17 protein-coding genes, 1 pseudogene and 1 riboswitch are annotated in these 23,801 nt (G+C 44.2%); of the genes and pseudogenes, 13 read left to right on the top strand and 5 right to left on the bottom strand.

The annotated features are described in order from the left end of the window. The first annotated feature begins 90 nt into the window (after positions 1–90). The 13 genes and pseudogenes from H9625_RS06870 to H9625_RS06815 all read left to right on the top strand — a co-directional run bounded on the left by H9625_RS06870 (position 91) and on the right by H9625_RS06815 (position 18,067). Positions 91–1,398: a type I restriction-modification system subunit M gene (locus tag H9625_RS06870; RefSeq protein ID WP_225226322.1), complete on the top strand. Its 1,308-nt coding sequence runs from the start codon at positions 91–93 to the stop codon at positions 1,396–1,398. 93 nt (positions 1,399–1,491) lie between these two features. After that, complete coding sequence (locus H9625_RS18110) at positions 1,492–1,659, top strand: hypothetical protein (protein ID WP_225226320.1); 168 nt, start codon at positions 1,492–1,494, stop codon at positions 1,657–1,659. Continuing rightward, positions 1,643–2,644, top strand: coding sequence for a Fic family protein (rhuM, locus tag H9625_RS06865; protein ID WP_191763577.1), 1,002 nt, complete (start codon positions 1,643–1,645; stop codon positions 2,642–2,644). Before H9625_RS18110 ends, rhuM begins: the two co-directional genes overlap by 17 nt. Continuing rightward, complete coding sequence (locus tag H9625_RS06860; protein WP_191763575.1) at positions 2,637–3,791, top strand: restriction endonuclease subunit S; 1,155 nt, start codon at positions 2,637–2,639, stop codon at positions 3,789–3,791. Before rhuM ends, H9625_RS06860 begins: the two co-directional genes overlap by 8 nt. Before the next feature lies 1 nt (position 3,792). After that, positions 3,793–4,644 carry a hypothetical protein gene (locus H9625_RS06855; protein ID WP_191763573.1) on the top strand — a complete coding sequence of 284 codons (852 nt, stop codon included), beginning with the start codon at positions 3,793–3,795 and terminating at the stop codon, positions 4,642–4,644. A gap of 5 nt (positions 4,645–4,649) precedes the next feature. Further along, on the top strand, positions 4,650–4,799 hold the full coding sequence (locus tag H9625_RS06850; RefSeq protein WP_191763571.1) for a hypothetical protein: 150 nt from the start codon (positions 4,650–4,652) through the stop codon (positions 4,797–4,799). 12 nt (positions 4,800–4,811) lie between these two features. Further along, the gene (locus H9625_RS06845) at positions 4,812–6,497 is read left to right on the top strand and encodes an RNA-binding domain-containing protein (RefSeq protein WP_191763569.1); all 1,686 of its coding nucleotides are present in this window, start codon (positions 4,812–4,814) and stop codon (positions 6,495–6,497) included. 7 nt (positions 6,498–6,504) lie between these two features. After that, on the top strand, positions 6,505–9,684 hold the full coding sequence (locus H9625_RS06840; RefSeq protein WP_191763567.1) for a type I restriction endonuclease subunit R: 3,180 nt from the start codon (positions 6,505–6,507) through the stop codon (positions 9,682–9,684). Then, positions 9,672–10,166 carry a DUF1016 N-terminal domain-containing protein gene (locus H9625_RS06835; protein ID WP_191763581.1) on the top strand — a complete coding sequence of 165 codons (495 nt, stop codon included), beginning with the start codon at positions 9,672–9,674 and terminating at the stop codon, positions 10,164–10,166. The genes H9625_RS06840 and H9625_RS06835 overlap by 13 nt, the downstream gene beginning before the upstream one ends. A 200-nt stretch (positions 10,167–10,366) precedes the next feature. Further along, a riboswitch (cobalamin riboswitch) is annotated at positions 10,367–10,577 on the top strand. Positions 10,578–10,627: 50 nt separating this feature from the next. After that, positions 10,628–12,640 (top strand): TonB-dependent receptor, encoded by a 2,013-nt coding sequence (locus tag H9625_RS06830; protein ID WP_087405624.1) that lies wholly within the window; start codon positions 10,628–10,630, stop codon positions 12,638–12,640. A 12-nt stretch (positions 12,641–12,652) separates the two neighbouring features. After that, positions 12,653–13,792: pseudogene (locus H9625_RS17970) on the top strand (YncE family protein); the annotation flags it as partial. 1,432 nt (positions 13,793–15,224) lie between these two features. Continuing rightward, entirely contained in the window at positions 15,225–16,664 is a 1,440-nt protein-coding gene (locus tag H9625_RS06820; RefSeq protein WP_191763565.1) for a DUF5074 domain-containing protein, read from the top strand. A 155-nt stretch (positions 16,665–16,819) separates the two neighbouring features. Then, a complete protein-coding gene (locus tag H9625_RS06815) occupies positions 16,820–18,067 on the top strand; it encodes a DUF5074 domain-containing protein (RefSeq protein WP_191763563.1) in 1,248 nt (415 codons plus the stop codon). 63 nt (positions 18,068–18,130) lie between these two features. Here the strand turns inward: H9625_RS06815 and H9625_RS06810 are convergent, their stop codons facing one another. The 5 genes from H9625_RS06810 to H9625_RS06790 form a co-directional block, all read right to left on the bottom strand. Next, positions 18,131–19,006, bottom strand: a complete 876-nt coding sequence (locus H9625_RS06810; protein WP_022039733.1) for a mechanosensitive ion channel family protein — start codon at positions 19,004–19,006, stop codon at positions 18,131–18,133. A 96-nt stretch (positions 19,007–19,102) separates the two neighbouring features. Next, complete coding sequence (locus H9625_RS06805) at positions 19,103–19,714, bottom strand: L-threonylcarbamoyladenylate synthase (RefSeq protein WP_022039732.1); 612 nt, start codon at positions 19,712–19,714, stop codon at positions 19,103–19,105. Positions 19,715–19,794: 80 nt separating this feature from the next. Next, positions 19,795–20,985, bottom strand: a complete 1,191-nt coding sequence (locus H9625_RS06800) for an FprA family A-type flavoprotein (protein WP_191763561.1) — start codon at positions 20,983–20,985, stop codon at positions 19,795–19,797. Between the two features lie 48 nt (positions 20,986–21,033). Continuing rightward, positions 21,034–21,960, bottom strand: a complete 927-nt coding sequence (locus H9625_RS06795) for a TIGR01212 family radical SAM protein (protein ID WP_191763559.1) — start codon at positions 21,958–21,960, stop codon at positions 21,034–21,036. A 54-nt stretch (positions 21,961–22,014) separates the two neighbouring features. Then, on the bottom strand, positions 22,015–23,556 hold the full coding sequence (locus H9625_RS06790; RefSeq protein ID WP_191763557.1) for a glycoside hydrolase family 28 protein: 1,542 nt from the start codon (positions 23,554–23,556) through the stop codon (positions 22,015–22,017). Positions 23,557–23,801: the final 245 nt, after the last annotated feature.

The following is a 23,801-nucleotide window of genomic DNA, read 5'->3' as shown; positions in this document are numbered from 1 at the left end:
TCGCCCAAAGCACACACGAAAACGGATACATCAAGCCAAGAAAAACTTTTTGGAGAAATTCAAAACAGCTTCTTATAATGACATAATAACATGGCAAAGAAACAGCTGAAAGAAAAGAGCATAGAAGAAACCCTTTGGGATTCGGCGAATAAACTACGTGGGTCGGTTGAACCTTCGGAATACAAGCATGTGGTATTGAGTCTGATATTCCTGAAATATGCCTACGACCGCTTTGTGGAACGCCGCAACGAGCTGATAGCAGACGGCAAAGAAGCATTTGTCGAACAGGCTGTATTCTATAACGCCAAGAATGTTTTCTATTTAAACGAAATAAGCCGCTGGGGCTATCTGATAGAAAATGCCAAACAGAACGACATTGCCATCAAGATAGATGCGGCTTTGGCTCAGGTGGAGAAAGACAACCCGACACTGAAAGGAGCTTTGCCAAGTAATTATTATTCTGGCTTGGGGCTTGACCGTACCAAATTGGCAAGCCTGTTGGATGTCATCGGCAAGATTGATACACAGAAAGACAAGGAACACGATTTGATAGGTCGCGTCTATGAGTATTTCTTGGGCAAGTTTGCCATAGCCGAAGGAAAAGGTAAAGGGGAGTATTATACGCCCAAAACGATTGTCAACCTGATAGCAGAAATGATACAACCTTACCGGGGCAAGATTTACGACCCTTGTTGCGGTTCCGGCGGCATGTTCGTGCAGAGCATGAAATTCATTGAAGCACACCACGGCAACAAGAAAGATATTTCCGTATATGGACAAGAATACACTAATACTACGTATAAGTTGGCGAAGATGAATCTTGCCATCCGTGGTATTGCCTGCAACTTAGGCGAAAAGGCTGCCGATACGTTCCATGACGACCAACACAAGGACTTGAAAGCGGACTTCATCATGGCAAATCCGCCTTTCAATCAGAAGGCATGGCGGGCAGAAAACGAACTGACCAACGACCCGCGTTGGCACGGATATGAAGTTCCGCCTACAAGTAACGCCAACTATGGATGGATTCTGAACATCGTTTCCAAATTGTCTGCCAATGGTATGGCAGGCTTTCTGCTTGCCAACGGTGCGTTGAGCGGCGATGGTACAGAGTTGAACATACGTCGCCAACTATTAAAGAACCATTTGTTGGAAGCCATTGTAATCCTTCCCCGTAATATGTTCTACTCTACGGACATCAGCGTTACTCTCTGGATATTGGCGGGTAACCGCAAAGCCCGCACAGTAGAACAGAACGGCGAATTGGTGAACTACCGCAACCGGGAAAATGAGGTTTTGTTTATTGACCTGCGTCAATGGGGTGAACCGTTCGAGAAGAAATACATCCAATTCTCTGGGGAACAGATTACGCAAATAGCCGAAAACTTTCATAACTAGCAACGCGAAGGTCATGAACAGACTTATCGCAACGTACCCGAATACTGCTATTCCGCTACGCTTGAAGAAATCGAAGCAAAAGGGTGGTCGCTCGTGCCCAGCAAATACATCGAGTTCAAGAACCGGGATGAGGGCATCGACTTCGATACGAAGATGACGCAACTGCAAAGTGAGATGCAAGAACTGCTCCGTAAGGAAGATGAAAGCAAAAAGGAACTGTTGAACCTCTTTAAAGAGTTGGGATATGGACTTGAAGAATAAAATAGCCATCTATCGTTCTGCCGATGGAGAAACGCGATTAGATGTTAAGGTAGACAAAGAAACGGTTTGGTTGAATGTTAGCCAAATGGCGGAGTTATTCGGAAGGGATTCTAAGACCATTCGAAAACATATCGACAACGCTATTCGTGAAGAATTGGCTGACGAAGTGGTTGTCGCAAAATTTGCGACAACCACTCAACACGGTGCTATAGCTGGAAAAAGCCAAACTCATGATGTGAACTTCTATAATCTGGATGTAATTATATCCGTGGGGTATCGTGTGAAGTCTAAAAATGGTGTTGAATTCCGTCGGTGGGCAAATAAAGTACTGAAAGATTACTTGGTGAAAGGCTATGCCGTCAATAAGACATTGACGGAACAACGCTACACGGAACTGAAACAGTTAGTCGCCGTCTTGGGCAGGACGGTCAAGGCACAAGAAGCATTGACTTCCGATGATGCCCTCAATCTGGTAGAAGTGGTTTCCGATTATGCTTATGCCCTCGATACGCTGGACAAGTACGATTATCAGCAGTTGGCGGTAGAGCAGACTACGAACGAAGCAAAGTTCCGTGCAACGTATGAAGGTGCCATGCAAGCTATCGAAGAACTGAAGGCAAAGTTCGGCGGAAGCCAATGGTTCGCCCATGAGAAAGACGATTCGTTCAAGAGTTCCATCGGGCAGATATACCAGACATTCGGCGGACAAGACCTCTATCCGTCAGTAGAAGAAAAAGCTGCCATGTTGCTTTATCTCGTAACCAAGAATCATTCGTTCAGCGATGGCAACAAGCGCATTGCTGCCACGCTCTTCTTATGGTTTATGGCAGGCAACGGTATCCTCTATAATCCGGACGGCACAAAGCGCATCGCCGACAACACCCTTGTTGCTCTTACGCTGATGATTGCCGAAAGCCGCACGGAAGAAAAGGATGTAATGGTGAAAGTCGTTGTGAACCTGATAAACAAGAACAACTATGAATAAGGGAGAAATGAAACGATTGGGCGATTACATCCGTGAGGTGGATGTAAGGAATCGGGATTTAGAGGTGACGAAACTATTAGGCGTCAGTATTTCCAAAGAGTTCATGCCATCCATTGCGAATACTATTGGAACAGATATGTCTTCTTATAAGATAGTTGAACCTCGGCAATTTGCATACGGTCCGGTTACATCACGTAATGGAGATAAGGTTTCTATTGCTTTGTACAAGGACGATGAAAAAGCAATAGTCTCACAAGCCTATACGATATTTGACGTTAAGAACAAACAAGAACTCCTCCCCGAATACCTGATGATGTGGTTTCGTCGCCCGGAGTTTGACCGTTATGCCCGTTTCAAATCACACGGCAGTGCTCGTGAGATTTTCAGTTGGGAAGAAATGTGTGATGTAGAACTGCCCGTTCCTCCCATAGAACAGCAGCAAAAGATTGTATCCGAATACGAAGCTATTACCCATCGCATCCGCCTTAATGAGCAAATCATCACTAAGCTGGAAGAAACGGCGCAAACCCTCTATCGCAAGATGTTTGTGAACGGGATTGATAAGGAGGATTTGCCGGAAGGGTGGAAAATGGGGACAATAGGTGAATTTTGCAAAGAAATGAAATCAGGTGGAACTCCAAATCGTTCCAATACCGAATATTGGAATCGTAAAGATTATCGGTGGCTGAAGACCGGAGAAGTTCAGAATAATGTTATTTTGAATACAGAAGAATATATCAGTGAAGTAGGATTAATAAACAGTTCTGCAAAAATAATTCCTTGTGGCGCGATTGTTATGGCTATGTATGGAGCAACGGCGGGACAAGTCGCATATTTAGATTGTGAGACAACGACAAATCAGGCATGTTGCAATATGATTTGTCATACAAAAGATGATGCGGCATTTCTGTTCTTTCATTTGCTTTATTATCAAGAAGAAATAAAAAGATTAGCAAATGGTGGAGCACAAGAAAATTTGAGCCAAGAAATAATCACTGCACAACCAATACTTCTTTTTGAAGATGAAAGAAAGAAAACTATATTAGTAAAACTATTTGATTTTATAATTTACAAATATAGAGAGTATGGCATATTAGCGGAATTACAATCTTTGTCTTTGGCAAGGATGGGGCACAAACAATCATAAGATGGAAAAGAATATAAAACAGGAATTTTTCGAACTCTGTTTAAATACAGAAGGACATAGTATATCAACCTATGATTTAATCGCTTATCTAACGAATGCGAATAAACTTATCACATCTATCAATCAAACGCTAAATACAAAATATTGTATTGGATTTGATCAAGTTGAAATTGATGTTATTGCTTTAAAAGAAGGTAGTTTCAAAATACCTCTTTGCATTAAGAAGATAACAAATAATGCAACATTTGCTAGTATCGTAACTGTGTTTGGTGGATTTGTATTGAATTTGCTTACAAAAAATCCAGAGCCACAAACCGTTAGTTTGGGAAAAGATACAGTAATAGTTACAAGTGATGAACTCTTGAAAAACAAGAAAACAGCAAATGCTGTTGGCTGTATCGCTAAAATGGCGGTGGAGTCTGATGGTATCAAAGATCTTACTATCACTTATGAAAAGACAAACGGAGAGCAAGAACAGGTAACGATAAATAAAAGGACATTGGCGCAAGTCATATATGAAGAACCAGAGGAGGAAAGTATCTCAAACATGGTAACAAATGTTACTCTTGAGATTGTTTCTCCTGTTTTTGTTGACAAACCTGCATCTTGGAAGGTTACTTATGATGACAAAACATTTACAGCTAAAATGACAGACGAAGACTTTTTGGAAAAGATGAATCTGCAAAAACTTTCATTTGCTCCAGGAGATGTAATTATTGCAGATATGGAAGTAACAGCGAAAACAACTGAAAGAGGAATTCGCCTTAAACATTATATTCGTAAAGTGCACAAATATCCTAAATTCAGCAGAATTATAAGGAATGAACCTAGCTTGTTTGACAATATAGAATAATAATTATGCAACACTTCAACGAACACGCCCTCGAACTATCCATCATGGAACTGTTTCAGCAGGAGGGTTACACATATACAAGCGGAGAAGGAATCCATAAAGAAGTGAGCGATGTCTTGCTTCGGGACGATATGCATTTTAAATATGATAAATAAAAATTAGATGCCATGGCACTACCTATAAATATAGAAGACTTGCTCAATAAGCGAAAGATTGAATCTAATCGCATAGAGTTCAAGACAGGTTGGAATCCGGATAAGATTTATCATACCATCTGTGCCTTTGCTACAGACTTGGATAACATCGGTGGTGGGTATATCCTCGTGGGTGTTGAAGAGGAAAACGGAATCGCAAAGCGGCCTGTAAAGGGTTTGGCAGAAAACGAAATTGACCGTATTCTGAAAGATATGGTGGGCTATGATGCTAAAATATCTCCGCCCTATCTCACTAAAGTGTCTCCGGAAGAAGTGGACGGTAAAATCATCCTTGCCATTTGGGTGCCTGCCGGAATAAACCGACCTTATTCGGTGGCAGAGAGTGTAGTTGCCAAGAAATCAATACCGAAATTTTATGTGCGAAGTAAATCTTCTACGATTGAGGCTAAAGGTGAAATTTTAGACGAAGTACGCGAGTTAGCCCATCGTGTACCGTTTGATGAACGGGGAAATGTGGCAGCAAAAATTGATGATATATCAAGTGTGCTTGTCTACGAATATCTTAAACAGGTAGGAAGTAAGCTGGCGGGAGATTTTATGGCGAAACCTCTGATTGATATTCTTGATGAGATGGATTTATTGACAGGTCCGACAGAGGACAGACTGATAAAAAATTGTGCAATCATGATGTTTTGTGAACATCCTGAACGATTCTTTCCCGTTACGCAGGTCGACATTGTGCTGTTCCCTGAAGGCAGTATCAATAATCCTGATTTGATGATTGAAGTACCAAAAATAGTCGGACCAATTCCTAAAATTATCAATGATACGCTGTCGTATCTCCGCACTCATGTTATTAAAAAGAAAATCATCAAACCAGCGGATACTGAAAAATCGGATAAGATATTCAATTATCCTTATCAGGCATTTGAAGAAGCTGTGGTCAATGCCTTGTATCATCGCGATTATCAAGAACGTGAACCGGTGGAGATTACAGTAGAACCTACCCATGTGGATATATTAAGCTATGCCGGACCTGATAGGTCCATTAGTTCGGAAGCAATAAAGGCTGCGCGAAAGTTGAAGGCACGAAGATACCGTAACCGCAGATTAGGTGATTTCTTGAAGGAACTGGATTTGACAGAAGGTAGGGCAACCGGAATTCCTACAATTCAAAAAGCCTTGAGAGATAACGGATCTATGGCAGCAACCATTGAAACGGATGAGGACAGGACCTACTTTCTTTTAACTATTCCTTGCCGACATGGATTTGAAGAAGAAGTGCCAGCTGTTTCAAAGGAACAGAGATATACGCTTGACAACGAACTTGGACACAGACTTGGACAAATCTCTGTCCAAGTTGAAGAAGCAGTAAATCAATGTATTATTAAAGAGAAAATGGAACTTGGACAGATACTTGGACAAATGTTTGTCCAAGTCTGGGAGAAGTCACGTTCTGGAAATAATGTTCAAGAACTAATATCAAACACGATTGATTTATTATGTCTTTTAAAGGAAAATGATTTGTCAGCCAATGTCTTGAGTGAAAGTCTTTCTTTTGAATCGACTAAAGAGTTGAAACGAAAGATTATTCTTCCACTTATCAAACTGGGGTATGTTACAATGACTTATCCGGACAAACCAACCAGTGCAAAACAAACTTACAGATTAACAGAACAAGGAAAATCTCTTTTTTAGTATATATATGCCACACTTCAACGAACACGCCCTCGAACTATCCATCATGGAACTGTTTCAGCAAGAGGGTTACACATACATAAGCGGAGAAGAAATCCATAAGGAAGTGAGTGATGTCTTGCTTCGGGACGATATGCGCCTGTATCTGCGCAATCGCTATAGAGCAGAAAGCATTACGTCGTTAGAGGTAGAGCGCGTACTCGCCACGCTGACCGCCAATGCAGGCTTCTCTTTGTATGAACAGAACCGTCATACCTATCGGCTGATGACGGAAGGCTTTTCGTTGAAACGTGAGGATGCGGCTTTGCCAGATTTGTTTATCGAACCGATAGATTTCAGCAAAGAAGGCATAAAAAACAATCTGTTTCGCATTGTCAATCAGTTGGAGATACAAGGTGCGGAGCGACGTATTCCCGATGGCATTGTTTATGTGAATGGTCTGCCCGTAGTGGTGTTGGAGTTCAAGAGTGCCGTGAAGGAAGAGACTACCATCATGGATGCTTATACCCAACTCACCGTACGTTACCGCCGTGATATTCCCGACCTGTTCAAATACAACGCTTTTGTGGTGATTAGCGATGGGGTGAACAACAAGTATGGCTCTCTGTTTTCGCCTTACGATTTCTTTTATGCGTGGCGGAAAGTAGAGGCGAACGATAAGGCTACAGACGGTATCAATTCCCTCCTGACAATGGTCAAAGGTTTGTTCCGGAAAGAGAAGCTGCTGAGCGTGATAAAGGATTTCGTGTTCTTCCCCGATTCGTCGAAGAACGAGAAGAAATTGGTTTGCCGCTATCCGCAATTCTTTGCCACGCATAAGCTGTTCAAGAATATCCGTCTGCACTCCAAACTCCAAGCAGGTGGCGATGGAAAAGGAGGTACTTACTTCGGGGCGACAGGTTGTGGCAAAAGTATCACGATGCTGTTCCTTACTCGTATGTTGATGCGAAGCCGGGAGTTTGCCAGCCCTACGATTGTCCTGATAACTGACCGTACCGATTTGGATGACCAACTTTCCAAACTTTTTGGAACGGCTAAGAAGTTCATCGGCGATGAATGTGTAGTAGAGGTGGAAAGCAGGGATAAACTTCGGGAACATTTGGCAGGGCGAACCAGCGGCGGCGTGTTCCTGACCACCATACATAAGTTTACCGAAGACACACGGCTATTGTCTGAACGGGCAAACATCATCTGCATATCCGACGAGGCACACCGCTCCCAAACGAACTTAGCTTTGCAAGTCAAGCAGACCGACAAGGGAGTGAAACGCAACTACGGCTTTGCCAAATACCTGCATGATTCATTGCCCAATGCCACGTACGTAGGTTTCACGGGAACACCGATTGATGCCACAATAGATGTGTTTGGCGAGGTGGTAGATGCCTACACGATGACCGAATCGGTGGAGGATGGTATCACACGGCGTATTGTGTACGAAGGACGTGCTGCTAAGGTTTTGCTTGACAATAAGAAATTGCAAGAAATAGAGAATTATTATAAGCAATGTGCGGAAGAAGGTACGAATAAATACCAGATAGAGGAAAGCAAGAAAGCCGTGACCAAAATGGAACGCATCTTGGGAGACTCCGATCGTCTGCAAGCCGTAGCCGAAGACTTTATTGCCCACTATGAGAAACGGGTGGAAGAAGGGAGTACGGTAGAGGGCAAGGCCATGTTCGTTTGTTCCAACCGAACCATCGCTTTCAACCTTTATAAAAAGATTATCGCTTTGCGTCCAGAGTGGGCAAAGATACCCGGCGAAGAAGCGCATGAAGACCATTACATGATGGCGGCAGAACCGCATGCTCCCTATGGGAATCAAGAACTCCCCATCGAGAAAATAAAGCTGATAATGACCCGAAGCAAGGACGATGAACCAGAACTTTACAACTTGCTGGGAACGGATGAAGACCGCCGTGCTTGGGCAGAGGAGTTTAAAAAGCCGAAATCAAACTTCAAGATTGCCATTGTGGTCGATATGTGGACAACCGGTTTCGATGTGGACTGTCTAGACACGATGTACATTGACAAACCTTTGCAGCAACACACGTTGGTGCAGACCATTTCACGAGTGAACCGTGTTTATCCGGGAAAGGAGAAAGGCCTGGTGGTGGATTATATCGGCATCAAAAGCAACATGAATGTGGCATTGAAGCGTTATGCGCAAGGTGATGCCAACTTGGACTCGGTGGAAAGCATTGAGCAGTCCGTTGCGATGGTGAAAGATGAATTGGATATTATCCGGCGGATGTTCGGCAAGTTTGACTATTCAAAATTTTCTACGGGTACACCATTGGAACAATTAGACTGTCTGAACAAGGGCGCCGAGTTTATGCAGCAGACTAAAGAACAGGAAAACTTATTCATGGGACACGCCAAGAAACTGAAATCGGCATTTAACTTGTGCAGCAACAGCGAAGAGATAAGCGACGAAGAGCGTGAAGAAATCCATTATTTCTGTGGCGTACGTTCCATTATTTATAAATTGACAATAGGTGATACGCCGGACACCGCTCAGATGAACCGTCGTGTCAACGAAATGATAGAAGAAGCCATCCAATCAGAAGGCGTGGAAGAAATCATCCAGATAGGCAATGATAAAGAAAACTTGGATGTGCTGAGCGAAGAATACATGGAACGCCTTGGCAAACTAAAACTGCCCAATACGAAAGTAAAACTCATGGAACGCCTGCTGAAAACTGTCATCACAGAGTTCAAGAAGGTGAACAAGGCGAAAGGTGTGGACTTCTCCAAACGTTTGAATGCTTTGGTTGACAAATACAACGACCGTAGGGATAGCGCCATCTTTGCAGATGAGGTCTTGACGGAAGTGGCTAATCAGATGGCTGACTTGTTGAAAGAGCTAAACAAAGAGAAAAAATCTTTCCTTGATTTAGGCATTAGCTATGAAGAAAAAGCTTTTTATGATATTCTGAAATCCATAGCCAAACAGTTTGGTTTTGAATATCCCGAAGATAAGCTACTTAAACTTGCTGCTGAAATCAAGAAGATAGTGTCGGATAAGTCTAAATATACCGATTGGTCTACCCGCGATGATATAAAGGCGGAACTGAAGATGGATTTGATTTTGGTCTTAGCCGAATATGGCTATCCTCCGGTAACGAATGACGAGGTGTTTAAGGAGATTTTGGAACAAGCGGAGAATTTCAAGAAATACAATGGATAAAATATGAAGTTGAAAACTACGCCTCATGGATTGAAGAGCTTAGCCAGAGATATAGAAAGAGCCAGATTAAGGCGACAACTCATGTAAACAGTGAGATACTGCAATTCTATTGGTCGCTAGGACATGATATTGTGACACTTCATGCGGAAAGCCGTTGGGGAGATAAAATACTCAAATCTTTAAAGAATGCGATTTGGCGCATCCCTTGGGGACATCACAAATACATCATCGACAGATTCTTTAACGAACCGGAGAAGGCAATGTTCTTTGTGCAAAAGACATTGGAGAACGGGTGGAGCAGGAATGTTCTGCTGAACTTCATGGATACAAACCTGTACGAGCGACAGGGAAAAGCTATCAGTAACTTCAAGGCTTCACTTCCTTCTCCGCTAAGCGACCTGGCGCAAGAAATGACCAAGGATCCCTATCAGTTTGATTTCCTTATAATGACAGAAGGGTGTCGTGAAAATATATCTGCTTAATGATGTTAAGAAAATGCCCATAATTCAGTTTTATGAAATGAGAACAAATTCAAGATGAACAAGAAAGAATAAACGAAAGAAATGCCTATGGTAATTTTGACAGAAAAAGTATTCTTTATTCTCATTGCGAATCTGATTCCGAAAGCATTTAGGCACGATGGCTTTATTGCAGACCTATTGCACATTTAAAATAAAAACCTTACTTTTGCATCGTAATTGGTTCTGCCTGTCTGTTCAGACAAGCGGATTAAAAGGGAATCGGGTGAAAATCCCGGACAGTCCCGCTGCTGTGAAGCTTCAATAATCTTCCGGTAAAAGCTATTACCACTGATGCGTTGTATCTGAAAAACGTATTGGGAAGGTTCCGGAAGAGAAGTCAGTCAGAAGACCTGCCAAGAGTTTATGTTATCTGTGTGCGAGGACAACACGGTTAATTGGTTTATTGAATACACTTTTTATTTATGGTTAAACAAAAAAGCCGGCTTGTCTGGCTGTTATCGTTTTGGGCTGTATGGAACCATGCCTGCATTTTGTATGCCCAGAACTCGACCGACAGCCTGCAACACTTGAATGAAGTGCTGGTCACCGCACGTGCCTTGCAGAAAGACATCATTCCCGTACAGAGCTTGTCGGGAGAACAACTCCAAAGGCTAGGTTCGCACAACGTTGCTGACGCGTTACGCTATTTCTCTGGTGTACAACTGAAAGATTATGGAGGCATCGGAGGATTGAAAACGGTCAATATCCGAAGTATGGGTACCAACCACGTAGGGGTATTCTACGATGGCATCGAACTGGGAAATGCACAAAACGGAACTGTAGACCTGGGGCGTTTCTCGCTCGACAATATGGAAAGCGTCACACTCTACAACGGACAGAAAAGTGCCATTTTCCAGTCGGCTAAGGACTTTGGTTCGGCAGGTACCATCTATCTCCAGACGCGTATTCCCAAGTTTGAAGACAACAAGAAATATAATGTCAAGGCTACATTCAAGACCGGTTCGTTCGGAGTAGTAAACCCTGCCATCCTTTGGGAACAGCAAATCAACGAAAAGTTAAGCAGTTCCTTCAGTGCCGAGTATTTGTACACCACAGGTAAATATAAATTCCGCTATGCCACTGAAGGAGGCTATGACACCACTGCTGTGCGCCAGAATGGTGACGTAAACGCCCTGCGCATCGAGCATGGGTTATACGGTAACATCAAAAACGGCTACTGGCGTACCAAACTGTATGCTTACTTTTCCGACAGAGGTTATCCAGGAGCCATTGTGCGTAACAAGTTTACACACGAAGACCGCCAGAACGATGCCAATTTCTTTGCCCAAGCACTGTTCCGGAAAGATTTCTCGGAACGTTACCATTTTCTTGCCAGTGCCAAGTATGCCTACGATTACCTGCATTACCTTGCCGACCCGAACAAAGATGAATCGTTGATGTACATCAACAACCGTTACCGGCAGCAGGAACTTTATGTTTCGACTGCCAATTGCTTTGACCTGACACCGTACTGGAGCCTGAACCTGTCGGCAGACTGGCAATTCAACCTGCTGAATGCAAACTTGAAAGACTTTGTCTATCCACGGCGGAACACAGGACTTTTTGCTGCAGCCACAGCCTTTCATTTCGACTGTATACAATTGCAGGCAAGTGTACTGGGCACGTTTGTATCCGACCGTCTGAAAGAAAACGGACAACCGGCATCCGACAAGCTGGAATGGACACCATCGGTTATACTGAGCTACCGACCGTTTAAAAAGATAGACCTGAATTTCCGTGCCTTCTACAAACAGATATTTCGCATGCCTACCCTGAATGACCTGTACTACACATTCGTAGGCAATGCTTACCTTGACCCTGAATATACTCACCAATATAATATAGGTGTAACTTACAGAAAAGACTTCAAAAACCTGTGGATGAAACACATCGAGCTACAAGCTGATGTATATTACAACGAAGTAAAGAACAAGATAGTAGCAACCCCTACTTCCAACTTCTTCCGCTGGACCATGGTCAATCTGGGTGAAGTGGAAATCCGGGGCATAGATGTAGCTGTACAAACCGACTGGAAACTGGGTAAAGAAGCCTTGCTAAGCGGACGCTTGAATTACACTTATCAGAAAGCACAAGACTTTACCGATCCCGATAATGAATTTTATGGCGGACAAATACCCTACATACCCTGGCACAGCGGATCGGCAGCGGTTAACTTCAATTGGCGTTCGTGGGAAGCCAGTTACAGTTTTATCTATACCGGCGAACGGTATTCTTCACAAGCCAACCTGCCCGTCAACTATCAACCGTCGTGGTACACCAGCGACTGTTCTCTTTCGAAACGGCAACGCATCCGTTCGCAAGAATTGAAACTGACTTTGGAAGTGAACAATCTGCTGAACCAACAATACGAAGTAGTATCGTGCTACCCGATGCCCGGCATCAATTTCAAATTCATCGTGCAATATATGTTTTAAAATATACCTCTTATGAAAATCAGAAGATATCCGCTTGTCCTGCTCCTGCTGGCATTGCTGTCGGGATGCAGGGAAGAACTGCCTGTGCTCGACTCGGAGCAGGAAATCATTACCTACCCTACCGACCCTAAGGACATTGAAGGCTTTTTTCTTCTCAACGAAGGAAACATGGGAAGCAACAAATGTACAATTGACTTTTTCAATGCACGGGGAGGATATTACCTTCGCAACATTTATCCGGAAAGCAACCCCGACATCGTAAAAGAACTGGGAGATGTAGGCAACGACATTCAGATACACGACGGAAAACTATATGTAGTGGTCAACTGTTCACACTTTGTAGAAGTGATGGACGCATGCACAGCCAAACATCTGGGAAGCGTCAACATTACTAATTGCCGCTACATAACCTTCGAAGATGACAAAGCCTATGTCAGTTCGTATGCCGGACCGGTCCAGATAGATCCAGAAGCACGCCCCGGCAAAGTGGTAGAATTTGATACGAATACTTTCCAGATAACCCGCGAAGTGGTAGTAGGTTATCAGCCTGAAGATATGGCTATCGTTAACGGAAGACTGTATGTAGCCAACTCGGGCGGTTACCGTTACCCGAATTATGACCGTACCATTTCGGTCATCGACTTAGAGAGTTTTCAAGTGGTCAACACCATTGATGTAGCCATCAACCTGCACCAGATGGAAAAAGACTCGAAAGGAAACCTGTATGTTATTTCACGGGGAGACTATTATGGAGAAGGCTCGGATATCTACGTCATAGACCCTACTACCGAAACCGTAACCGGAAACCTGGGAATCTCTGCCAACCAAATGTGGATGGATGACGACCTGCTTTACATCATCTCTTCCGAATGGAGCTACACAGCCGGAAACAACGAAGTAGGTTACCGCATCTACGATACGGCACAAGGCAAAATGATTTCCGACAAATTCATTACCGATGGCACAGAAGCCGATATCCGACTTCCATACGGCATTGCAGTCAACCCTGAAACCAAGGAAATCTATGTAAGCGATGCTACCGACTACGTAACACCGGGGTATCTTTACTGCTTCACCTCCGAAGGCAAAAAACAATGGAGCGTACGTACAGGCGATATTCCGGCATATTTCGCCTTTGCCACAGAACCTTTCTATTACAACGATGCTCCGGAAGAAACAACCAGTTCGGCATACATCACCCAAGTAATCGAATACATGCCAGCTCCAGGCCAGTTTGTCAATGCTATGCCTGAATACGAAGAAGGCGACACACAGGAAGACATGAACCGGAAAGCCTTGGAAGCTATCGGGAATAACAATCGTGGCATGATTTCGCTAGGAGGATATGGAGGTTATGTCATCGTAGGCTTCGATCATCGGATTGAAAACAAAGCAGGACTACGGGATTTCCGTATTCTGGGCAATGCTTTTCAAGGAGCTTCTACTACTGCAAGCGGAGGCAGTTACGAACCGGGTATCATCCAAGTTGCATTAGACGAAAATCAAGACGGACAGCCAGACGATGGACAATGGTATGAAATAGCCGGAAGTGCCCATCACGACCCTCAACAGGAAACATGGTATGAAACAGCCCTGAACGCCGGTTGTGACATGGCTTTTTACAACGATTATGAAATTGTTTACCAAGCTCCCGAAGGAGAACCGGCCACCGAAGAAGAACAACGAACGTACATCTGCTGGACAGACAACAAAGGACAAACAGGATACATCCGGAAAAACGTCCATAATACCCAGTCTTATTATCCACAATGGATTAGTGACAAGGAGTTACGCTTCGAAGGTTCACGACTTCCGCAAAATGGAATAGACCAAAGTGGAAACGGTACCTACTTTGTCCTTTATCCGTTTACATACGGATATGCCGACAATGCCATGAATACCAACGATGAATCTGCTATTGACATTGACTGGGCAACCGACAGCGACGGTAATAAAGTCGATTTACCTGGTGTGGACCTCATTAAGATATATACCGGAATCAATCAGGAAAACGGATGGATAGGCGAATGCTCTACAGAAGTGAGTGGCGTGGAAGACCTGCACATGCTGGGTGAGGAAATTCCTACACGCTAACTTAGAAGCTGTTTTGAATTTCTCCAAAAAGTTTTTCTTGGCTTGATGTATCTGTTTTCGTGTGTGCTTTGGGCGATAAATTCAAAACAGCTTCTTAAGAACTGCCTGATAATGCTAATCAGAAGTTATACCATCGCGGTATGCAATTGTGCATTTTTGTTGATGCTATATAGAACACAGACTACATAAGAATACACAGAAGAATAGGTCAATAAACAATATGCTAATGTGAAAATATAGGTCATTCGCTGTAAGATTATTAATCTTCAGGCTGCAAGATTATTAATCTTACAACAGACGAGGTTATCCCGTTTTAACTAATCTGGGTATGATGAAGTACAGTAATGCGAGGCGGACAGAACGTAGACAGCATGCCGGAACTGTGGCATTAACAAAATACACAAATCCATACCGCGCATAGTATAATAGTATAACTCCCCTGATCCGCATGAATAACAAATTGATATACAAAACCAAAAACCAAAAGGAAATGAAGAACTTATGCAATTGGCTGCTGATACTGATTTTAATCGGTACCACAGCATGTAAAGATGACAACACTCCAGTAGAACTCCAAGCACCGGTATTCGAATTGACCGACAGCATAGGGCAAGACCGACCTGTCACCGTGGTTCCGGGAGAGACCTGCCAGATAAAATACCTAGCCGAACATATAAACAGCATTACAGCCGACAACGTACCCGAGGGATGGCAAGTCAATATAAACGAAGAAACGACCTGCATTGGTATCACTGCCCCATCGGCTTCGGAAAATGTTTCCAAGACCTTCAGCTTGCAATTGACTGCACAAGGTGAAAACAGACAAACTGTTACACTCAGCATAAACTTCTATCTTGTCACATTCGATGACCCGAAAGGAACATTTGTTCTGAACGAAGGAAATATGACCTCCGAAAACGGCTCACTTCTTTACATTACCGCCGAAGGATACATCGTAGACAATGTATACAAACGAGTAAATGGTACAGAACTGGGCAATGTACCCCAAGACATGTGTCAATACAACGGAAAAACCTACATCATTTCCCAAAACGGGAACGGCAATGCGATGGGAGCAGAATCGGATAATGACGGCATGTTGGTCATAACCGACACACGTACACTAAAGAAACTGAAAAGTTATCCGAAAGAGACGCTCAGCCCGCTAGACTGGCCTACACACATTGCCGTTATCGATGAAGAACACATTTATATCCGTGACAATGCCGGTATATGGCGAATGAACGAAAACGATGCATCGCTGACCTTTATCAAAGGTTCGGAAGAAGCCCCCAAAGCACCGTTTGCCATTGTCAATGGAAAGGTGTACACCTATTACAACCAAAACTTCATGACAGGACTTTACGAAATCACTCCAGGTAATGACCAAATTACAAACATTTCAGTACCGTTCTATTCGTTATATGGTATTACAGGCATAGCTTCAGCTCCCGACAACTGCCTGTGGATAATGAGTACTAAATTTGGAGGTGAAATCTCCATGAACCGGTACAACCCTGCGACTCAAGAAGACCTGGAGCGAAATTACATCAGCGAAGTCCCGTCAGTCGGGTCATCAGGATGTGCCTTTGCCACACATGGCAACACAATTTATTATGCCAGTGGAACAACTATTTATCGCCTTGACTTCCGTCCAGACATAGACCAAGACAACAAAACACCACAAGATGAAATATTGACAGACTTGTCTTTGCTGGATGAAAAAGCCCAAATAATGTACAATGGCCTAGGGGTAAATCCCACCACAGGATATGTATATGCCAATACCCTGAAAGGAGTGGGACCGTTCTATACCACCAATCAACTTTGGGTATTCGACTTTGCAGGAAGCACCGGTACTCCTCTGTTCAAGTTTGAAAACTATACCCGCTTCCCGGCAGGCTTCTTCTTTATACCATGCGCAGTATAGATTTGTGCATTCTGTGTTCTATGATAGCATTCACAAAGAGACAAAAAGGTATTGGCATCTAACTTCCAGTCCGCCTGGCGGACGATAACTTCTTCCAACTCCTTCTTAACTCCTGATTGACATTACTAACTGAAATAAAAAAGAAATTACATCTTATGAGAAAAACAACGTTCTTCCTATTGGCAGGCTACTTATGCTTTACAGCCTGCAGCTCGGACAACATCAAAACTCTCCATCCTGAATCTGAGCCTACCGACAGCATATCCCAACCAGCCCTTGAAGGATATGCTTCACCAAACGGCATATTAATACTGAACGGAGGGGCACGCATGCTAGAGAACGGCTCTTTATCCTACATTGCTCCTGATGGTACTGTAGAAACAAATGTATACAAAAAAGTAAATGGAACCGAACTGGGCAACCAGGCAGATGCCCTCTACCGTCATGGTAACAAACTTTATATTTTGTGTGACGACTATCTGAACCTTGACGAAGTCCCACAAGGAGACGGACTCCTGATTATCGCCGATGCAGAAACCATGAGAAAAGAAAAAGCCTATCCCCGTGAAATGATGACATTTGCCAGACCGGAGGGTTGCTTGCAAGAAAACGAACGCCTTGAAGTGGAAGCCAATTTATCGAACATCATCGTATTGGACGAACACAATGTATTTATCACAGACGCACAAGCTGCATATCGTTTCGACAGTACAACCGATGAACTGCATTTGATAGAAGGAAGCTATGCCTTAGGCAATCAAGGTGTTACCATCGAATCCATTATCTCTCCCAACGGTATGATGGCTATTGACGGCCATATCTATGCAGGAGCCGGCGGATTTTGGTCGGAGACAAAACTGGTAGAATTCAGCAAAGACAGCAACCAGATTAACCGCACGTTGGCTTTGGGAAAGGGGAATCTTATCAGTGGACTATGCCTGTTGGACGATGGTACGTTGATAGCAGCCACATACACACGTGGAAACAACGTGACCTACCTTTATTATATCGACCTCGAATCATGGGACATCGCAAAAGAAACAGAAATCAGGACAACCATCTCACCAGATTATTTCAACACCGCCTCGTCAAGTATTTTTTCGTATAAAAACAATATCTACTTTCCGGAAAGTGAAACTCGTATTTCACGCCTGTCAGCCGATAACGGAAAAATAGAACCGTACATCGACATCCGGAAAGATGCCCCGAATGCCAATGGTTTCGACTGTATGACCATTGATGCACAAAACGGCAAACTCTACATCTCCACACATTCAGAATGCTTTGAAAATGTCATTCCGCAGTCTAATGTCCTGATATACGACCTGAACTCAGACAGCCCGCAGGCTACGCGCTGCATTTCCGATATCACACATTACGCCACAGGAATTTATCCCATGTAAAAAACAGGAGGGTGTGTCGCTATTTAGACCACACCCTCCCAGCTTATTATCGTCTCTCCTCTATCAGTCTTTCGCCTGATGTACGGTCAATTGTGGGAATGGGAAACCGATACCTTCCTTATTAAAGGTTTCATATACCGTCTTGTTCATATCAAAATAAACATCCCAATAGTCTGCCGTTTTTGCCCACGCACGTACCTTAATGTCCACACTACTTGCAGACAAAGCCCCTAAAGCAATCATCGGTGCCGGAGTCTTTAAGATACGCGGATCATTATCAATAATGCGTTGAAGCACTTCTTTTACCCGCTCAAAATCTTCACCATATTCTACACCGAACACCCATTCGGCACGACGTGTCTCCTGCTTACTGTAATTGGTGATGGCATTACTGCTCAATAATCCATTCGGTACATAAATAATCCGATTATCCACAGTGGTCAACACTGTATGGAATATCTGAATTTCTTTCACGGTGCCGCTTTCATCGTCAGGGCCATCGATATAGTCTCCCACCTTAAAAGGCTTGAACACCAGAATTATCAGACCACCGGCAAAATTAGACAGATTACCTGATAATGCCATACCAATAGCCACACCTGCCGAAGCCAGCAAAGCAGCCAGACTGGTAGTTTCCACTCCTAACTTGCTGATAACAGCAAAAGCAAGTACAATATTTAGCAACAAACTGACCAGACTTTCCAAAAAAGTCCGTACGCTCACTTCCAACTTCCTCCGTTCCAGTATTTTCCGGAACAGACGATTAATCTGCTTGATGACAAAACGCCCTATAATGAAGATTATCAAGGCAGCCAAAATACTTTTTCCTGCATCAATACTCCAATTCAACAGTTTGTCAAGCAAATCTTCTACATTAACTAATTTCGTTCCCGATTCTGCAGCCAGCAAAACCACATTCAATAAAGTTGATAATACCATAATTACTTCGTTTATTTGCACATTTCTTTTAATGAATGTCCGCATTTCACCTAATTGCCCCTACATAGGATGTTTTGCGGAATTCAATTTTCTTTCTTATACCTCCAGTTCACCTTTTCCCTGGCGGACAATTTCGGGTATATCTTCACAACAATTAATGACGGTAGAAGGTTCGATACCTCCTATACCTCCGTCAATAATCAAATCGACTTCTTCGCCGAATTTTTCATCAATCAACTCAGGATCGGTTATATATTCTATATCCTCACCTTCCCGCAAAGGCAAGGTAGTGGTCAGAATCGGAGCTTCAAGCAAACGGCAAATTTCACGGATGATAGTATTATCGGGCACACGGATACCCACTTCTTTTCGGTTGCGAAATATCTTGGGCAGACGGCTGTCAGCTTTTAAGATAAAGGTAAAGGGACCGGGAAGATTACGTTTCATCAGCTTAAAAGTGGCATTCCCTACTTGCGCATATTCGCTGATATTGCTCAAATCGTAGCAAATGATAGAAAGGTTGTTCTTCTTCGGATTCAGGTTCTTCAGTCGGCAAATCTTTTCGATAGGACGTTCTTTCAAAGCGTGGCATCCCATCGCATACATCGTGTCGGTAGGATAAATGATAATTCCTCCGTCATTCAAGATATCCACGATATGCTGCAACACATCGGGATCATTGTGCTTGTCGTACAGTTTCTGTATCATAGGCTTCTTAAAAATTCACCACAGATTACACAGATTATTTTATTTATTTTTAATCTGTGTAATCTGTGGTGAAAAAAACATCACTTGCGGTCAGCTTTCAGCCGTTCTGCCATCGCCTTCGCCAGTTCTTTCGCCTGACGGGCGGTGTCCTGCCCCATGCTCTGCTTCATCTCAACCGGATTGCCTACAATTTCGAACTTCAACTTTTCGGCATATTCGGCAAGTTTCTTTACAGCTGCACTTGCCCAGGTATACGAACCGAAATAGCCCATCACACGGTTCTTCATCTCGCGGGCAGCTACCTTACTGAGCAAAGCTTCCATTTCGGGATAAAGATGCATATTATAGGTAGTACATCCCACTATCAGACCTTTGTAGCGGAAAATATCTGCCAAAATATACGAATGCGGTGTCTTCGATACGTTGTGCATCACGATGTTCTTGATACCCTGTGCGCTCAGTTCCTCGGCAATGGTTTCCGCCAGTTCTTCGGTATTGCCATACATCGTTCCGTATGCAATGACCACACCTTCCTCGCCTTCGTACCGGCTCAGGCGGTCATACAAGTCAACTACTTGCGGAATCTTCTCCATCCATACCGGTCCGTGGGTAGAACAAATCATCTGAATATCAAGTCCCTTGCATTTCTGCAAAGCCTTCTGTACCGGATTGCCGAACTTGCCTACGATATTCGAGTAATACCGACGCATCTCACCTTCGTAGATTTCGGTATTGATATCCTTATCGATACAGCCACCGTTCAATGCACCAAAGCAACCAAACGCATCTCCCGAAAATAAGATACCTTCGGTTTCATCGAACGTAACCATCGTCTCGGGCCAATGTACCATTGGTATCAAGTAGAAACGCAAATTGTGATGTCCCAGTTTCAGGAAATCACCTTCACCCACTACATAACGGTCGCCTCCAATACCATAGAAACCTTCCACCATATCGAATGTTTTCTTGTTGCCTACCAATACGATATCGGGATAATATTGCTTGATCAAGGCGATAGAGCCAGAATGGTCAGGCTCCATATGGTTAATAATCAAGTAATTGATTTTACGGTCACCTATTACCGACTTGATTTTCTTCAGATATACTTCGAAGAAAGCCACATCAACCGTATCTACCAATGCCACCATCTCGTCATCGGCTATCAAATAAGAGTTATAAGACACTCCGTATGGTAATGGCCATAAATTTTCGAACAACGCTTTCGAGCGGTCGTTCACACCTACATAATGTACATTCCCTTTCAGTTTCATGATTGTTTCAAATTAGTGACTTTTAAACTTTAACCTTTTTACCTATTATTATATGTAATATTTTCCTTGCCAGGCATCACGCTCGCACATACGTTTCTGCAAGCGGGCGGTAAACTCGTGATTTTTCAATCCCCAGTCGGGAGCAAGCAACAACTCTTTGGGAGATTGGGAAATGAAACGCTCCAACACCAGGTCTGGACGCAGATGTTCCACATAATCTATCACCACATCGATGTATTCATCGACCGAATACAAATGAAAATCGCTGGGATTTCTTTCATACTCGTATGCCATCCGTGTTCCTTTTATCAACTGCAACTGGTGCAGTTTCAAGGTAGTCAGCGGCAACAACGACAAAGCCTTGGTCTGCTCCAGCAGTGCTTGTTTTCCATCTTCTCCCGGAAGACCTACTATGACATGACCTCCTGTCCGTATCCCCCTTTCCGCTGTACGCCGTACAGTTTCTTGGGTACAAGCAAAGGTATGTCCACGATTGATACGCTGCAAAATTACATCGTTTGTACTTTCTATCCCATACTCAACCAACAAAAATGTCCGTTCATTCAATTCAGACAGATAGTCCAACAATTCCTCCGGCATACAATCCGGACGCGTCCCGATTACCAATCCCACCACATCCGGCACAGCCAAAGCTTCCTCGTACATCTGCACCAGCTGCTCCAATCCGGCATAAGTGTTGGTATATGCCTGAAAATAAGCCAAATATTTCATCTGTGGATATTTGCGCGAAAAGAACTGCTTCCCTTCCTCCAGCTGCACGGCTATCGTTTTTTCCGTCCGGCAATATTCGGGATTGAATGTCTGGTTATTGCAGTACGTACAACCACCGTATCCCTTCGTGCCATCACGATTAGGACACGTAAATCCTGCATTTACCGACAACTTCTGCACTTTGAACGGAAAATGTGCTGCCAGAAAAGCCGAAAAGTCTTTGTAACGTGATTGCCTGTCCATAATGAACTGATTTTTCGGGCGCAAAGATAATAAAGTTTTTCCAATTATCAATTGTTAATTGTCAATTGAAAAAATCCATCTTTCGGGCACTCTCGCTTTCCGTTGCAAGCCGGTCTGCCTCAACACCACCTGCCCCGCCTGCTTGTCTTCGGGCAAAACGATATCCGAAAGGCTCAGCCTGCTCACACGGTCGAACACAAAAGCCGGACGGTAATCGTCCTCGCGCAAACGCAGCGTAATGCCCTTTAGGGTCAGGCCGGACACGTGACGCACATAAAATCCCCACGCCGGCAATTCCCCGAACATACTGAACTCGGGATAGCCGTCTACGTTTTCGGGCACATCCGCCAGCCGGCTCAACGAGATATACGTCATGCCTTTCGACGCGCGTCCCGGATAAACGATTTCGATATTCTCCAACGTCACATTCTCAACGTCATGTCCCGGTATGCCCGAAATGGAAGCAGGAAAAGGATTGTGGAAGAAAGGCAAGGCAGGACCGCGCAGGTCGTAATCGATATCCGGACGCTCGAAAGGAATCTCGGCATACAGGTTGCGGATGCTTACATTCCGCACATAGCCCGGCGCCTCGCCAGGCCGGTGCCCCAAGCGAATGAAAATGGCATTGCCCGTATTGACAGCATGTATGTTGCTCACCCGGATATTCTCTATCGCCGCTCCGTCTACAGATTCAATGGCGATAGCCGAACGGTAGGTGTCCTTGACACGGATATCGTCTATCGTCACATTCTTGAAGCCTCCACCCGACTCAGTCCCGAACTTAATGGCGCTGGCACTGCTGATAATCCGGCAATGGACGATAGACACACGGTCGTTGCACGCATCCCGGTTGTGCGACTTCAGGCAAATGCCGTCGTCCGCCGAATTTACATCACAATGGGCGATGCGCACGTCCTTGCAATCGCTGATATCAATGCCGTCGTTGTTCCAATATGCCCTGTTCTCGATGTGCAGGCTATCCAGCGTCACATCGGTGCACAACGAGAACGAAAGCCCCCATGCCGCACTGCTCCGGAAGCTGGCACGATGTATGCGCACATTCCGGCATCCCCTGACGAACAACAGCTTGGGACGTGTATTGGGACGCTTGCGATACGTATTGTAATGCGGGTCGACCAGCTCTCCCGTATGGTGCAGGCTATCAATGGTCAGAGCCAGTTCCCTGCCCTGCCCGTCTACGCATCCGCCTCCTGTAATGCCGATATTTTCAGCCCCGTCGGCATAAATCAACGCCTGATCGAAATGGTCATTGTTCACCTTCAGTTCTTTTTCCGTACTGAACTTCGGATAATCGTAAGGCGAAGTGCTCCCCAGCAGCACAGCCCCCTCTTCCAGATACAGCGTCACGCCCGACTTCAGCCGCAAGCTTCCCGTCAGATAACGCCCTGCAGGGAAACGCAAAACCCCTCCTCCACGGGCATGAAGTCCGTCAATGGCACCTTGCAGGCTACCGGTGTTCAACGTCTTCCCGTCACCTACGGCTCCATGACGGGTCACGTCAAGCTCCATAACGCCTGCCATGCCCGATAAAGCATACAAGAAACAAGCCGCAAAAAAGATGAGTTTATATTTCATAGCCAGTCTATTAAGTTCGTTTTGCAAAGATAAAAATAAAACATCATTCCAAGCCTACCCAATAAATAAAAAATAAATTGAAGATCCTCAAACATCCCATGTAGGGGCGTATCGCATACGCCCGAATGCGTCCACTTATCCATACGGATGTCTTCCGGGCGTATACGTCTACCTATCCACGCGAATGTCTTTAGGGCGTATGCGATACGCCCCTACAGCAATTGGACAAAATGCGGAATTCATTA

The sequence above is a fragment of the Phocaeicola intestinalis genome (genome assembly GCF_014837065.1).
Taxonomy (GTDB): domain Bacteria; phylum Bacteroidota; class Bacteroidia; order Bacteroidales; family Bacteroidaceae; genus Phocaeicola; species Phocaeicola intestinalis.
The sequence above is the reverse complement of the archived record's forward strand: the minus strand, read 5'-3'. Positions and strand labels throughout refer to the sequence as shown.